Genomic DNA, 15,362 nt, shown 5'->3' with positions numbered 1-15,362 from the left:
ATTCGATTCTAAAATAAAACAGTAGCATGAATTCATTAAGGATTCATGCTACTGTTAAAGAAATATTATTTAGCTTTTACAGCTTCTTTTAATGCTTTCCCCGCTTTAAAGGCAGGTGTTTTTCCCGCAGGGATCGTAAGAGCTTCACCAGTATGTGGATTGCGTCCTTCACGAGCAGCACGTTCTCTTACTTCAAATGTGCCGAAGCCAAGTAGCTGTATATGTTCCCCATTTTGTAGTGCATGTTGAATGGACTCTAATACGGCATCTACTGCAAGACTCGCTTGTGGTTTTGTTAGTTCGGATTGTATTGCAACTTGTTTGATTAATTCTGATTTGTTCATAAGACACCTCTTATTGTTATGTATACTTGTTTCAGTATAAAGGTGTAAATGAAATGGTGCAAGATAGTTTGTGAGATGTAAATTCTATAACAGAAAAATGTATTATATAGAGGGAATACTCTGTATAAAGGGAATGGGAGAGGAAAAAGGATGAAAAATGCCTTTTACACGGATCCAAAGGAAGTAGAACGTGTTGCAGAAGTAGTAAGGGCCTTAGCACACCCTGTCCGTCTCCAAATTGTACTTCAAATAATAAAAAAAAATTCATTAAATGTTTCTGAATTACAACGGTATCTCACCATACCACAACCCACTGTTTCACAATATCTTGGCAAGTTAAAATTACATAAAGTCGTAGCATGTGAGCGAAAAGGATTAGAAGTATTTTATCGAGTGGACGATGAAAAAGTGAAACAAACGCTGAAGATACTGCTAGGCTAAACAGATAGCTTCGTTTATTTGTCTAGTCATGTGCGGATAAAAATAATGACCGAGGAGGGGTATTTTTCTATGAGCGGAAATTCACATTACAATTATATAACAATAAAAGAACTTATCTTTATTCATGCCTATGTAACAGGGGAAGAAATCCCTTCTTCACAAGCATTACAAATACTGGGACAGTTTGCACCTGAAGAAATACCAGGTACAATCAGACAAACGCGTCGGTATCGTATACGGAAAAATGGAGAAGAATTATTTGGATATTATAGAAAGAAACATCCGAAATTATTTGATAAGCAAAAGTTATACACGTATGAAGAGTTGAAAAACCGAGCGGAGAACTATTGTTCGTCTCATTTGGTGATTCATCTCTAATCCAGATAGGTCACTAAGTATGCATGATGTTCTGAAAAACAGATAGAACGACTATTTTTCTGTGAAAAAAATTTAAAAAACTGCTCAGATTGATTTTTAAAGAAAGAAGACGAGCAAGAGAATGCATTATTATGTAAAAAACGTTAAAGGGGCACGGCAACGATTCCTTCTTTTTGGGGCCACTTAAAAATAGTCGCAGTCCTTTTCATAAAAAGGTTGCGACTATTTTAGTCTAATTTGCAACTTGTAATCGTTTAGGTGAAATGGCCATGTCAAATTGAATGTCAGGTGGTTGGCGATTATCATCTAATCTATATTTGCCGAATCGATTGATATGAAACGTAAGATATGGGCTCAAATCCGAAAGCACTTCTTCGTCTAATTCATTTCCTTCCTGAATGTATTCATGTAAAATACGGGTAAGCTGAAAAACATTGTAGAAGATCACACAATTTGCAATGAGATGATTATATTTTATTGTTTTCCGTTGTCTTTCCCGATGGTTTTCTGCAATAATTCCATCTCCTCCAAAGAATAACCATTTTGTAAACCCGTTAAAAGATTCACTTTTATTTGTAGCCGCTTGAATTGTACTTCGTAACTCTTCATCAGATAAATATTTTAATAAAAATAATGTACGAATTGCACAGCCTAATTCGCGGAATGATTGATATAATTTATTTTTCTTGCTATATGCACTGAGTTTATTAAGAATGGTAGACGGATGAATCCGTCCGGCCTTAATTGACATCACGACACGTAACATATCCTCATAATGCTCTTCAATCACGTTCCAATTTACCGATGTTGTAAATAGTTCATTTATATGCTGATAATTGGAAGATTGGTGTGGTCGTAATAATTTTAAATTTTTCCAATTTCGAATTCGAGGCATAAGCTGGATACCTAATAAATAGGACAATCCAAATATAGGTGCATTTTGACCTTGCGTGTCAGAATGTAGGGTATTCGGTTGAATATCAGATTGATTTTTCATGAGAATATCTAAAATATAAACACCTTCCCAAACACCACAAGGAATGAAATGGCTGAATAAGGCGATATAATTATCTGAGACATGGTAATAGCCAATCCCACCATAGCCGCCGTAACGTATATGATTTTCAGATAATAAATTTTGTTCATATAGATCCCACTTTGTTCCATCAGCTGCCGCGCTGTTTCCCGTTCCCCAATATTTCGGAAGTTTAAACTTATTATAAGCATTAATCAACCCTTCAATGGCCTTCTGAATATTTTCTTCCGTAACATGACGTTCATTAATCCAAGCGATTTGCCTACGATCCACTGTGCCAAGTGAACGAGCTGCTTGGGTAGGTCCTAAATTGCATCCATAACAAAAAACAGTTGTTAAGTACCGTTCTGCTGGTTTAGCTATTTTGCTATCATAACCAGAAATCGGACTAAAAAAACGTGTCCAATTTAACCAGTAATTTGTATCGCTCAATAAATCTAGAACATTAATAGGTACCATTTTTTCTTCAATGCGTTTTCGAACCGCTTTTAGTAAGGGTGACATTTTTTTCTTTTTTAATTTTGTTATATAGGGTTCTCCATTCCGAATCGTAACAGCTTTATTTTTTGGAAAAGAATTATCTACTTTTTTTGCAAGTGATTCCAACTGATCATATACCTGTGTTTTAAATTCCTTAGCTGTTGTTGGAAGGCCTGCTTGTTCACAAAATGTATGTAAATTTTGTTTATATTCATCCCAAGATATTAATTGTTCTCGATAATCAGCATATTGTTCACTACTCTCAATACATAAATCACCAGATTTTAATTCATTTCTAACTTGGTAAAATACACAGGCTTCAAAGTGACGTCGATTAATTTTGTCTGGATATACATTTCTTCTACGATTGGAACTAATCCAACGCCACCAACCTTCAGGAATCCATGTTAAATCAACAAGAGGAACTGTTTCCCATTCATTTTTATTTCCCCCATTTTTCCTCGTATAGATAGTGGAAATCCACTCGGATTTTTTCTGTTTATTTTTTAATACGAAAGAAATGGCTTGTTCTAATCCCTTATTTTGTGTAGTCGATTTAAATTGCAGTGATTCAAGCATCTTAATCAGTTCAGAACGATTACTTTTTAAATATTTCCACATAAAAGAAAAGTAATTGTTACCAGTATAAGCTAAGTAATCCTCACAATTCTCTAAAATTTGTTGTCCACGATTCCCTCCAATTAATGTTTCTAATAAACGTAATCGTGTTTCTGAAGAATTGTCTAATTGATAAGTAGTGATGGTATCACGTAATGTAGTAATGAGTTTATCTGTTTGTTTTTCTCGTTTTTCTTTTAAAATATGAAGGGCTCTTTCCGCTTTATTTTCTGCTTTGGCAATCCGTTTGATATACATTGTTCCAATATCATCAATTGTTTGAGCGTATTGAACATGTAATAAGGAAATGGCTAATGTATATCGCTTATGCGGCTCAAGTTCTTTCATACGAGCTGCATCTAATGTTTTTGCCTCAGCTGCTAATCGTTCTACTTTTGCAGGAGGAATATGTAGGTTTCGAAAAAACGTAGCCCCTACTTGGCGGTTGCTCATCCAATTTTTTCGTTCAATCCATATCCTGATTTGTTCTAGCGTAGGACGTCCTGGATCCTTTTTGATCCCGTACCAATCAGAATAAGTAGCTCCATCCACCTGTTGAAATAACGCATCTATTTTTTCTTTTTCTTCATTGTCCAATGAATCCGTAACCTGTTTGTATAAACTTCGATAAGCTATACTATGAATATGATTGACCGACTTTACTAATGTCTGAAATGCAGGTAATTCATAACTATGTTTAACTAATTCATCGATTGCAACATTTACAATATCACTTTTTGCATCTTTCTCTAACACTGCACTTTCCATTGCCCGTGTCATAATCTGGCGAGCTTGGTTATCAAATATTTTTACCTTTCTATAATTACGAATCATAGTAATTTGACGTTTCCCAGTGCCTGTCCGATGATAGGAATCCCATTTTTCATCGCCTGTAAGAGTAATGTTAGCTGTTTTAGCGATGTGCTTAATAATAACAAGTGGAACCTCTGCAATAGGAACAAAATAGTTTAAACATTGGAAGGTTTTTAGCATAATTAAAAAGTTCAAATGAGAAAAAGAGTTACGAGAATGTGTTGCCGTCCAATCCAATTCTTTTAGTGTGGGTGCAAATAGCTTATCTAGTTCTTTAGGTGTAGGGTTACTCTTTAATCTTGGGTAAGCTGTTTCTTGAACAGTAAGCATAATGGATCTCCTTTCTATGATAATTTTCTAGTTTTAAAAATATATTTGGCTCCACATATCATGTACAACCTTTACAGGATATTTATCTTTCTTCACTAAGTTTTTGTAATATACTCCATTGTTCTTCTACAGATGGAGTAACATACCGGCGAGTGGTTTCAATTGATTCATGTCTGGCCATTTGTGCAACTAACACAAGGTCACCACCACTCACTTCTAAAAGGTTTTTGCAATATGTATGTCTAAGACTGTGTGTAGTTAGCCCACCTTTTGGTGAAACTTGTTCTAAAAGTGGCTTTACTTGTTTGTGAATAGCTTGTCTGGTAACTTTTTTCTGATGAGTGGAAAGAAAAAGGGCTGTGCTATCAATAGATTGTCCTCGAACTTCCATCCACTCATCAAGGGCACGACAAATATCTTTTACAGCCTTTACTACATCAAGCTTACCACCTTTACCTTCACGAATTGTAATAGTACCTACACTACCAATTTTTCTATAATCCTCTAAATCTAGATTTGCAACTTCACCAATTCTAAGACCTGCTTGTAACATTAAACGAACCATGGCCATATTTCGTTTTCGTTTCCGTTCATTTGTTTCTCGTCGGATCAAGTTAAGTAATTTTACTTGTTCAATTTCATTCAACCAACGAGGGGTATCTTCTAACCTAGAAATACGTTTTATCTTTATTTTCTTTGTAGGATCATATATTGCAATCTTTTGTTCAATAAGATACGACCAATATACTTTTAATGAGGCAATTCGTTTATTTATTGTAGGTTTCGCCACTTTTTCAATGGTTTGCATATAATGAATCCATTCATGAATAACTTTTGCACTTATTTCATCTGGATTCCAATTTTGTCCATGTGATATGTGTAACCATTCCATAAATTGACGGACTGAACGAGCATATACTTGAATGGTTTGTTCTCGTTTTCCTTCATTTTTCAACCAAATCTTAAAATCCATTAGTAGTTCCCTCTCTTTAAAAGTGTTCCGTAAACTTAATTTAATACCAATTTGAAAAGTGTTCCGTAAACAATATCTATTATAATAAACCCAATAAGTTTACGGAAGACATCTTCTGTAAATAAAAAAACAGATCAAATTCAAAATGATATTTGATCTGTTTTTATGAGTGGCCCCAAAAAGAAGGAATCGTTGCCGTGACCCTTAAACGCTAAAAATAAGGTAATAAAGGCGTTTAACGTAACCAAGAAAAAACAAGCTGATTATGCAGGGCTATATGCCTGTTTAAGTGGCAATACATATAATTTCATGTGCCGTAAGGTTAATAACTAACAATCACAAACAAGCAATATTCAAGGGTTGCGTCCTCTCTTCCGTATCCGCTACAATAGAGATAGAATAAACACAAAGAAAGGTGACTCACTCTATGAATCAACCTTTAGTAAATTTACGAGTCGATTTTGCTTTTAAGCAATTATTTGGTGTACAAGGACAAGAGGAATTACTGATTTCTTTTTTAAATGCAATCTTGCATGAATCCTTATCTACACCGATTGTATCCTTAAAAATTGAAGACCCACATTTACATAAAGAATACGAAGAAGATAAATTATCCATACTAGATATATTAGCTACACTTCAAGATGAGACCAAGGTAAATGTGGAAATTCAGTTACGAAATACACAAGAGATAGTAAAACGTTCCCTGTATTATTGGAGTAAACTGTATACATCTCAATTAGAGCAAGGAATGCCCTATCGTTCTTTACGGAAAACGATTGCGATTAATCTATTAGATTTTGATCTCTTTCCTCAATATGATGATATGCATACAGTCGGACAATTTTGGAGTCAACAACACAAGGAAGTGTTACTCGAAGATTTAGAAATCCATTTTATTGAAATTCCGAAATTGCTACAGCAATGGAAAGAAGAAAAAATTAATCCGTGGGAAAATGAATTCGCTCGTTGGTTACTTTTACTACCAGCGCATGAAGATGAACATTTAACCCACACGTTGGAGGATATAGCCATGAAACAAGATCCAATGTTACAGAAGGCAATCCACAAATGGGAAAATATGAGTCAGAGTAGCTCTTTCCGTCTCGCATATGAAGCAAGGGAAAAAGTGTTATTTGATGAACAAGCTAAATTAGCACATGCACGTGAGGTTGGTATAGAAGAAGGTATGGAAAAAGGAAAACAAGTAGGGAAAGAAGAAGGGCTTCAAGAGGGTATAGAAAAAGGGAAAATCCAACTTATCCGAGGCATGCATAAAAATGGCATGGATATCGAAGATATTGCGAAGTTTACGAATATGGAACTGTCGGAAATACGCCATATTTTAGACAAGTAAAGTGTACCGTACACTTTTTAACAAGGTTAGATGATTCTTTAGGGCCATCTGAACCTGAAGAACTAATATTGAAAAATAAATCGTATATTCAGAAAGCATAGACCGAATAAATCCAGTTATGTTATAATTAGCGTAACCGATATACTGTACTACCTTTCGCTCCCTGACTTGTTATACAAATCAGGGAGCTTTTCGTATGCTTAATGTTCTACGATTCTGTTTTCAACAGGTTCCCATATAAAAACAATATATTGAAAATACTGGGATTTTCAATATATGACGAATATTATTTCTCCATCACAAGAGATTCAATTGTTACATTTTTAAAGATAAACTTATATTATTTTAGTATGTCATAAAAATTGATTCTTTTCAAATTATTTTCCATGTGAATATTGATTTGCATATTCTACATAACGCTTTACTGATAGATGAGAAAGGAATCCTGTTCTTTTTATGACTTCCTCTGTAGACATATTTCTTTCTAGACAGCGTAGAATATAGGTGTTCCGTAAGTGCTGTGCTGAAATTCCTTTTCTCAGTTGCGCTCTGGCTACTTCTAATCGAATCATCTTTTGTACAGCAATGGCTGTTAGTGCTTTCGGAGCATCATTGTCATACACCCAACGAAATGTCCCTCGTTTAAAATCAAATGCAACCAATAACGGATCTGTACTGTGATATCTAGAACGAACTGGTTCAGGTATCGTTTTATAGTACGTAAATAAACGTATTTTATCCTCTTCCTTTAACATAATCCTTCTCTCTGTCCCTTTGTTATGTAGAACAGTAATCATGTTCTTTCCAAAGTGCACCTGTTGCATCTGTAACGATACGAGTTCTTGTAGTGTGAGCCCATAATCCAAAAGAAGTGATAGGATGGATACATTTCGATCTATGAGAAGCGGTCGAACGGAAAGTTGTTCTTCTGATAATCCTTCAGAAGAAGAAAGAATGTTTTTCAGCTTTTTCTCTTCTTCCTTCGTAATAAAGTCCTCCTTGCGTAGGGCCCGATTCGGTGGAGTGATTCCCTGCATTTCTACAATAGGACTTGGAATATCCAAGAACTGATACAATTTCTTTAACACGACTGCAATGCGATGAATGGTTTTCTCTCCATACTTTCGTTTGTATATGAGTTCCTGAAAATAGGCTTTAAAATCATCTTTATCTATCTTGTTCCATAAGTTCTTTTCTTGAAAACGATTCGAGGTTTGCAGCCATCTTCCAAAGTCCTCAATATCATAGACATATCGTTTAATTGTGGATGCTTTTCTTCCACGACTAGCTAAAAAGAAAGAAAAATTTTGTAAGGTATCCTCAAATTCTTTTCTATTCATGTACCTATCACCTCACTTTTTCTGTACAATTTTCATTTCAGCTTAGCTGGGTATTTCCAATCTCGCTTATCTTGTTTATCAGGTTTTGTTTTTGGCTTCTTTCGCTCTATTTTGTTCTTCACCTGATTTTGTTGTTCTAATGTATCTAACTTTGTTTGCATTTTCTCCATCTGTTCTTTTACTTCTTTAAGTTCCAACTTGATTTCTGATAACAACCTTAAAATTGCATCACCTTTATTCATAAAAATAACCTTCCTTTGTAGGATGAATATTTTCTCAATGTAAATAAGATTTAATTTTCAGTATTTACAGGTATAATAAAGAAGAATAACTTTCATTATTTCCTTCTCAAAGGACGGACTATGCCAATAGAACCGTTCTTTTTTTATGTTGATCCTTTTTATTATCTAGAAATTCATTATACTATGAATTTGAGTGACTTTCATTTCATCTTTTATCTATGGGCAGATTATTTCAATAGTCTGTTCTTTTTTATCCGTAAAGGTACACTTTTACAGATACATAGAAACATAGGGAAAACCTTATCCATAAAGGTTGTATTTTTACTTTACAGATGTCTTTATTTTTTTATATACCTTTACAGATACAAATAAGCTATAATTGTGTTCGAGGTGAAAGAATTGCAATATAAAAAGTTTGGGTATGTCAGGGTGTCCAGTAAAGACCAAAATGAAGAACGTCAAATTGAAAATATGAAATGTTTTGGGATAGAAGATCGGGATATTTTTATTGATAAGCAGTCTGGGAAAAATATGAAGAGAGAAAATTATCAAATGTTAAAACGATTAGCTAGAACAGGGGATACAATTGTTTTTGATTCTTTAACGAGGCTGGGACGTAGTATGAATGATGTACTTGAAGAATTTCGTTATTTTGAAACACAACGTATTAATCTCCAGTTTATTAAGGAACCATTTATTAATGTAAATTATAATGGCGAAAGTACAAATGATGTCATTCAACAGGCTGTACAAAAAGCAACTCTTACCATTCTTTCTGCCTTTGCAGAAAAAGAAAGGAATGATATCAAACAACGACAAGCAGAAGGGATTGCATTAGCAAAGAAGCAAGGAAAACCTTTAGGAAGACCACCTGTACAAATTACGGAGCAATTCATTGAAGCATATGAGGCATGGCAATCTGGCGAGATTACGGCGGTCGGAGCGATGAGAAAATATGATATAAAGCGTTCTTCTTTTTACAAACTAGTAAAAGAGTACGAAGCGCACGAAAAAACAAAACATATGGCGAAAAGCGAATGAGGATGAGAAAGGATAAAATTAAGTTTCTTCCTATTTATATAAGAAGCAAATTTGATACTTTAGCGTCCATACGCCGTGTCTTGCAAAATTTGGCGGAGACGTAATACCTGTTAAGGGGATCCCCTTGATAGGTAGAGGTTGTTATCACGCATATCAAACAGGGTACATCCATGCCGTAATGTTTAAACAAACGTTTGATTCGTCATTATTTGCACAAAAACAGAAGGATTCGCTATAAATAGCGGATCCTTCATCCTCTTTTAATATTTCAATACCTTTGCACCAGAGCCTTTTTTTGCACTTGGGGACAGTGAAATTTTTTAAGTTGATGGGCATGTATGGTGACCCCTATCAGCATCTCCAAGTTTGATAAACCATTTTTTTATGTTTCAAAGTTTTTACATCAGAGCCCTTAATAGTTTAGCTTTTTTTTGCACCTATAACTTGGACATCATCAAATAATACATTAGATGTTCCATTTGATGTTAGAATCCCAACATGAGTGTTTGCTAAATCCCTACTTGTAATAAAATCTAGTTGTATTTCTTGATAGCCTGCTTTCCCCTTAAGCTCGACTGTTTTAGTTATTCGCTCATGTTTCAAATTATCTGTGAATACCGTAACCTTTTGTCTCTCATTTCCATCGTTGGAATCTAATTTTACTTTTATACTTAAGGTATATTTAGAGAAAGGTAGTACTTTATCTTGAATATAAGTCCAAGTATCTCCATTTGTACCAATCATACCAGCGTTCCCTGTAATACCTCCATTTACAATGCCGCCTAGGTTGATCCAATTTAACCGTTGATTGTCAAAGTTATCCTGTACTATCACTTGATCTTGTTCCACTGGTTCTAATTCAATTTGATCTAAGGAGAATTTACCTTGTGAATTTTCCAATTTCAAATCATGTGCACCTTTTGTTAACTTAATAGTAGGGCCTTCTACAATTTTGTAAGAACCATATTCTCCTTTAACAGTATCCGCTGCATTTCCTGTAATAGGAATGGTAGTGTCAGCTAGTTTTGCATAGTTACCACCAGGTTTTCTATGTGAAAGACTAATTTTAGAATTCTCGTTAACTGCAACTTTATATCTAATCTTATATTCCTGTTCTTTAGAAACTTCAACGTTATATGCTAAATAAGAATTGGTAGTACTAGTTTTCATTGCTTTTTGTTTAGCGTGTATAGATTCTACTTGAGGTTGAAAATTGCTCATGCCACGGTTATACTTCGCAGCTGGGATTGTTGTTATCATATTTGTCATTAGATAAGTGGACGACTGATTAAGGTTCTTGTCGACAAACCCAAAGACTACTGCATCAATACCTTCAAATCCTGGATAGGTACTTCTGTTAAATGCATGAATTTGAGAAAGTTTCTGATTTGGATATTCAAAAACATCCTCCTTGTAACCTACAGCTGAACGATATGTACCAAAGGAAGGATTATCTCCCCCACTATCGAATTTAAAATCAATATAGTTAGGAGTACGGCTTGATTGCGCCTTAACTCTAGTAATTGGATTATCAAGAGAGTTTATTAGAGGAGGTTTTAAAGTACCTCCAGTTGTATTTCCAGTCCATCCAGGAGTAGTCCAATTGGAACCGCCATTCAGTTTATCAGAATACCATGGCTGAATAGCATCAATACGATCATAAGATCGTATATCAAGCTTGTGCAGATCCCCTTTATATTCTTGAGAATCTAGGGTTTTTTGTATGTTTTCCCATGTTGTTCCTTCCCCTGTTCCTCCTTGGGGAATGACGGCGCCTTTAATAGAAGAATAAATTTGCCTAGAATTTTCTTGCATTGCCCCTTTAGAATATGTCTCGGGATTTGTTGCTGGAAACAAAGCTACAAAGTCTAAAACACTTAATGTATATTCTCTTACATAATCATTAATATGATTCCATCTGTCAGTATTTCTATTTGGTTGTTGCGTGTTAATCTCTTCAGCTTCTTTTTTCCTTTTTTCCAATCCTTCATTATATACTTTCATAGCATAGTTCGTATAATCTTGAATAAGTTTTTTCTGATTATCCTTATATCCTTGCCATTGATTTTTATCCATTCCCCATTCTTCACCATATAAGATCATATCTCTCTGTAATAAGAGATGGGCATTTGCAGCTTGTACAAAGATTGGAGCTGTTATTTGTTGATATACAGAATCCGTTGACTTTTCAGGTGTTTGAATAACAGCAATAAACTCTTTCAACTTCCTATCTGCTGCTCGGACAGCTTCAATCACTGGTGTGCCAGGTTCTTCTACTCTTTTTAAACTGTTTTTACTGTCATTATATATTTGGAGAACCCGTTGATACTCTTGTATTGCTGACATAGCTCCATTAAATTCAGCACCCATAAGATATTTATGGTAATCATTTATTTTACTATCTATTTTTTCATCAATGTATGTTTCTAATTGCCTCCACATATCCGTTCCGTTAGCATCATTAGTAGGCATAAACACACTCCACATACTTCCTAAAAGACTAGCTGGTGGTGGTAATAATGATATTCCGGTTGTCAGCATGCCTTTTAGAAAAGAAATAGTACCCGCACCAGCATCTCCTTTGTTCTTAATATTGACTAATAAAGGTTTCCACTGATTATTATTAAATGCATCTATGAATTGTGAAAAAGTTACTCCCTTATAAGGATTCTCAAACCAACCATATGGCTCTATTTGAAGGTTATTTTGACTAATGTTTTTTGATTGATTTTCTTTTTGTTCATTTTCCGCAAATGCCGTATAAGCAGTTGGAATGTAGGTTCCAGCAAATACACCTGTAGCTAATGTCATAGATAATATTTTCTTTTGTTTCTTTGTCATAAAATCCCCCGCTCTCATAAGTAAATCCCCTTATTCTTTAGGTTCTTTTGGTACGAAAATCCAGAAATATTTTCTTGTCAAATGCATGCCTATAGTCTTGAAAGTAGAAGAAGTATACTCTAATCTCATTAGGATATAGTCTTAATAGTAACGATTGACAAAACATTTAGCAATTCAATGAAAAATTCCGCCTTTGATAGTTATTATGCTTATTTAAAAGTGTAATTTTTAATAATTTTCTTAATAAACGTAGTGAAAATATAAAATTTAATGCGAAAATCATAGACTGAAGATTAATTATTATTTTAAAAAGTCATAATATTGTAACTTTTTATTTCATTTATTGAGTTTTAATAAAAAGGGCTAGCGACTTGTTGACTAATTCAGATGTAAATGGTAGCTAAATCTGAGCCGGAAAACTTACGTTTTCATTTTATAAATCCAATTTTTCTTGCCAGTTTTACTAAAAATACAGGTGTGATGTATCGCTTTAATTCTTCCGCAAATGGTTGTAATTCATCTTGAATCGAGAGATTCATAAAAAACGTTATTCTTTCTTATCTAGCTTGTTAAGAAAGAATAACGTTTTTATGTACTTGGGGGTAGTGAAATTTCTTAAGTTGATGGGCATGGGGTACAGCCGAGATACGTGTAAAAATAGGTCATAGTCTTACTTTTATTTCCAATACGATTTAGAATCGGATTTTTTGTTTTTTTGATAAAACTCCTTTATTAGTCTAAGGGATACGGCAACAATTCGTACATTGACCCGCCATATCTATAAAAAATAAAATTTCTCGATCTTTTTTACTTTTATGAATTCGAAATACTCTATTTAAAATATTTTTTAACAACATATAAATTAAATTTATCCCAATAGAATGTATTATGTTTTACATAAACGTTCAAAATTTATATTTATGTAAATTTTGAACGTTTTATTTTTTTCTCAATTGTGGAATTTTTTCTCAATTGTGGAATTTTTTTCTTTAATTATACTTAATATGGAAGGTTAGTGTTGGTTGTAGGATTTTGAGATAAGACATTTATCTTAAACTCTTACTTAGAGGAGTGATTTATGTATGACTTAAGAATTAAATGGAGGTAATATGCATCTAGAAAAATGAAGAAAAGACTTGGAAGTTTTAGACTCCTATGCTTTTTTATCGTATTCAACAAAAAATATAAACAATATTGTTCAAAGTAAATATTCATTTAATAAATCCATTTGTGGAATTAGTCAAAAAATTGGTATTTTATTTGAACATTACAACGGAATTGAACGAAAGGACTGATTTATATGAATAGAAGAAAGAATGCTAGATTACAAAAAACAATAAAGGTGCTTGCGGCATCGGCTATTTTAGCAACCACTGCACCTATTATGACAAATAATTTTAATGTACATGCTGAAACAGTTGCTGCGCAAACTGCAACGCTATATGAACAAAGAGAATTTGATCTTCCAGCTACAGGGAGTTATTGGGATGAAGCAAAAAGAGAAAGAAGAGGTGACCAAAAAAATTATATGCCAACAGGCATCTATGTGAACCCAGATGAACAAATTACAATTGAAGTATCAGGATCGCAAAAGATTCGAGCTATTATTGGTACACATCATTATGATAAGGAATGGGGGAAAGAATTGGAGCTCTCTCCTGGTGTTAATACTGTTTCCTCTTCAAATGGTGGTTTATTGGGACTGGATAATTTGAATAATACAGGAACAGTTAAGGTGAAAGTCACACAAGGAGGAAAGCATATTCCAGTTTTTGAATTAGGGAAGCATACGAAAGAAGATTGGATTGCAATGATGAACAAATATCCAGATGCACATGCTGTTCAACTAAAGTCTAAGAAAGCAGTACTTACCGTTTCTCGTAATAGTGCAAATCAATATATTGTAAATCAAGATCCTATCCCTCTATTAGAAACATACGATAAAATGATTGGAGCACAAGATAAGATCTCGGGGTTATCTGAAACAGATCTTAATCCTTTACATCAGCCAACTCGTCGTATTTGGGCTTTTACAGAAAATCCTAAGGACGCTTGGGGATATGCAAACACATTGGATGGAGCTGTATTTTCAGGTGTATCAATCAAAAGCGCTTTAAATCTAAATGAATTTGGATGGGGTGAGATGCATGAAGCAGGTCACGCGAGGCAACAAGCTCCATGGACGTGGTGGGAAGTCGCGGCAGGTGGATGCGGAATGGGTGAAGTCACTGTTAATTTATATTCTTTAGCTGCACACCAGCAAATATATCCTAATCGACCAGCACCTTTGGAAACAAGAGGGGAATATGATAAGGCTTTTGAATACTTAAAACAAACAAATAAAGATTATACAAAACTCCAGGACGCTTTTCTGAAAGTCGTTATGATTTGGCAACTACAATTAGCGTATGGTGAAGATTTTTATCCGCGTCTTCACCAGCTATATCGAGGGATACCTAATGAGCAACTTCCCAAAACAGATGAAGAGAAAATCCAAGCATTTATTTACAATACATCGATAGTAGCAAAACAAAATTTACTCCCGTTCTTTGATCAGTGGGGGCTAAAAGCATCACCAGAAACGCGACAAAAAATCGAAGCTTTCAATAATCCAACATTAATTGCTCCTATCTGGGAGGCAACGGATTCTAAGCCCGTGAAACCACTAGCTGTATTGTCCAAAAAAATAATGAAGGCAAGTGCAAATAGTGAGGAATCATGGCGTGATCCAGCAAGTAACGCGATCGATGACAATCCAAATACAATTTGGCATAGTCAATGGAGCGCACCAAATCAATATCCATACAATTTAACGCTAGATCTCGGTCAATCAATACGAACCATCACCCAAGTAGCATATCTTCCAAGACAAGATTGGTCAGAGAATGGTATTATTTTAAACTACAATATTTATACAAGCATGGATGGTTCTAACTATAAAAAAGTAACGTCTGGAACATGGGACAATAATAGAGGGAAAAAATTTGCAACATTCGAACCTATTTCTGCGAAATATGTAAAACTAGAAGTAACGAACGGAATAAATGGGCATGCTTCAGCAGCTGAAGTAGATGTTTTAGGATATGAGTTGCACCTATAAATAAGCATGTTATCGTAGGCTGGATTTT

General features: G+C 34.4%; 11 protein-coding genes and 1 pseudogene. 5 read left to right on the top strand and 7 right to left on the bottom strand.

Going from position 1 to position 15,362, the window contains the following annotated elements; all coding sequences use genetic code 11:
* Positions 1 to 65: 65 nt before the first annotated feature.
* Positions 66 to 344 (bottom strand): HU family DNA-binding protein, encoded by a 279-nt coding sequence (locus tag MHH27_RS31070; protein WP_340945397.1) that lies wholly within the window; start codon positions 342 to 344, stop codon positions 66 to 68.
* Positions 345 to 494: 150 nt separating this feature from the next.
* On the opposite strand from MHH27_RS31070, the gene MHH27_RS31065 reads away from it, so the two are divergent.
* On the top strand, positions 495 to 785 hold the full coding sequence (locus MHH27_RS31065) for an ArsR/SmtB family transcription factor (protein WP_340945399.1): 291 nt from the start codon (positions 495 to 497) through the stop codon (positions 783 to 785).
* 69 nt (positions 786 to 854) lie between these two features.
* The gene (locus tag MHH27_RS31060) at positions 855 to 1,163 is read left to right on the top strand and encodes a hypothetical protein (protein ID WP_340945782.1); all 309 of its coding nucleotides are present in this window, start codon (positions 855 to 857) and stop codon (positions 1,161 to 1,163) included.
* A gap of 232 nt (positions 1,164 to 1,395) precedes the next feature.
* On the opposite strand, the gene MHH27_RS31055 is transcribed toward MHH27_RS31060, so the two are convergent.
* Complete coding sequence (locus tag MHH27_RS31055) at positions 1,396 to 4,440, bottom strand: Tn3 family transposase (protein ID WP_340945780.1); 3,045 nt, start codon at positions 4,438 to 4,440, stop codon at positions 1,396 to 1,398.
* A gap of 82 nt (positions 4,441 to 4,522) precedes the next feature.
* The gene (locus tag MHH27_RS31050) at positions 4,523 to 5,413 is read right to left on the bottom strand and encodes a tyrosine-type recombinase/integrase (protein WP_242266548.1); all 891 of its coding nucleotides are present in this window, start codon (positions 5,411 to 5,413) and stop codon (positions 4,523 to 4,525) included.
* Between the two features lie 427 nt (positions 5,414 to 5,840).
* Between MHH27_RS31050 and MHH27_RS31045 the strand changes: the two genes are divergently transcribed.
* Positions 5,841 to 6,770: an Rpn family recombination-promoting nuclease/putative transposase gene (locus MHH27_RS31045; RefSeq protein WP_340945775.1), complete on the top strand. Its 930-nt coding sequence runs from the start codon at positions 5,841 to 5,843 to the stop codon at positions 6,768 to 6,770.
* 377 nt (positions 6,771 to 7,147) lie between these two features.
* Here the strand turns inward: MHH27_RS31045 and MHH27_RS31040 are convergent, their stop codons facing one another.
* The gene (locus MHH27_RS31040; RefSeq protein ID WP_340945771.1) at positions 7,148 to 8,110 is read right to left on the bottom strand and encodes a tyrosine-type recombinase/integrase; all 963 of its coding nucleotides are present in this window, start codon (positions 8,108 to 8,110) and stop codon (positions 7,148 to 7,150) included.
* Positions 8,111 to 8,142: 32 nt separating this feature from the next.
* A complete protein-coding gene (locus tag MHH27_RS31035; RefSeq protein ID WP_088081389.1) occupies positions 8,143 to 8,352 on the bottom strand; it encodes a hypothetical protein in 210 nt (69 codons plus the stop codon).
* Positions 8,353 to 8,751: 399 nt separating this feature from the next.
* Here MHH27_RS31035 and MHH27_RS31030 point away from each other — a divergent pair, with 399 nt between their 5' ends.
* Entirely contained in the window at positions 8,752 to 9,393 is a 642-nt protein-coding gene (locus tag MHH27_RS31030) for a recombinase family protein (RefSeq protein ID WP_340945788.1), read from the top strand.
* A 420-nt stretch (positions 9,394 to 9,813) separates the two neighbouring features.
* Here MHH27_RS31030 and MHH27_RS31025 read toward each other — a convergent pair whose 3' ends face one another.
* Together MHH27_RS31025 and MHH27_RS31020 are read right to left on the bottom strand one after the other, a co-directional pair.
* A complete protein-coding gene (locus MHH27_RS31025; RefSeq protein WP_340945765.1) occupies positions 9,814 to 12,234 on the bottom strand; it encodes an insecticidal delta-endotoxin Cry8Ea1 family protein in 2,421 nt (806 codons plus the stop codon).
* A 386-nt stretch (positions 12,235 to 12,620) separates the two neighbouring features.
* Positions 12,621 to 12,773 (bottom strand): annotated as a pseudogene (locus tag MHH27_RS31020) (IS4 family transposase); the annotation flags it as partial.
* A gap of 761 nt (positions 12,774 to 13,534) precedes the next feature.
* Here MHH27_RS31020 and MHH27_RS31015 point away from each other — a divergent pair.
* Complete coding sequence (locus tag MHH27_RS31015; protein WP_340945762.1) at positions 13,535 to 15,334, top strand: M60 family metallopeptidase; 1,800 nt, start codon at positions 13,535 to 13,537, stop codon at positions 15,332 to 15,334.
* The last annotated feature ends 28 nt before the right edge of the window (positions 15,335 to 15,362 follow it).

The organism is Bacillus sp. FSL L8-0152, from assembly GCF_038006365.1.
In the GTDB taxonomy this organism is placed as follows: Bacteria; Bacillota; Bacilli; order Bacillales; family Bacillaceae_G; genus Bacillus_A; species Bacillus_A cereus.
The sequence above is the reverse complement of the archived record's forward strand: the minus strand, read 5'-3'. Positions and strand labels throughout refer to the sequence as shown.

What these genes read in the sequence shown, in the direction of transcription:
- MHH27_RS31070 (WP_340945397.1), bottom strand. Translation starts at nt 344, where the DNA reads ATGAACAAATCAGAATTAATCAAACAAGTTGCAATACAATCCGAACTA.
- MHH27_RS31065 (WP_340945399.1), top strand. Translation starts at nt 495, where the DNA reads ATGAAAAATGCCTTTTACACGGATCCAAAGGAAGTAGAACGTGTTGCA.
- MHH27_RS31060 (WP_340945782.1), top strand. Translation starts at nt 855, where the DNA reads ATGAGCGGAAATTCACATTACAATTATATAACAATAAAAGAACTTATC.
- MHH27_RS31055 (WP_340945780.1), bottom strand. Translation starts at nt 4,440, where the DNA reads ATGCTTACTGTTCAAGAAACAGCTTACCCAAGATTAAAGAGTAACCCT.
- MHH27_RS31050 (WP_242266548.1), bottom strand. Translation starts at nt 5,413, where the DNA reads ATGGATTTTAAGATTTGGTTGAAAAATGAAGGAAAACGAGAACAAACC.
- MHH27_RS31045 (WP_340945775.1), top strand. Translation starts at nt 5,841, where the DNA reads ATGAATCAACCTTTAGTAAATTTACGAGTCGATTTTGCTTTTAAGCAA.
- MHH27_RS31040 (WP_340945771.1), bottom strand. Translation starts at nt 8,110, where the DNA reads ATGAATAGAAAAGAATTTGAGGATACCTTACAAAATTTTTCTTTCTTT.
- MHH27_RS31035 (WP_088081389.1), bottom strand. Translation starts at nt 8,352, where the DNA reads ATGAATAAAGGTGATGCAATTTTAAGGTTGTTATCAGAAATCAAGTTG.
- MHH27_RS31025 (WP_340945765.1), bottom strand. Translation starts at nt 12,234, where the DNA reads ATGACAAAGAAACAAAAGAAAATATTATCTATGACATTAGCTACAGGT.
- MHH27_RS31015 (WP_340945762.1), top strand. Translation starts at nt 13,535, where the DNA reads ATGAATAGAAGAAAGAATGCTAGATTACAAAAAACAATAAAGGTGCTT.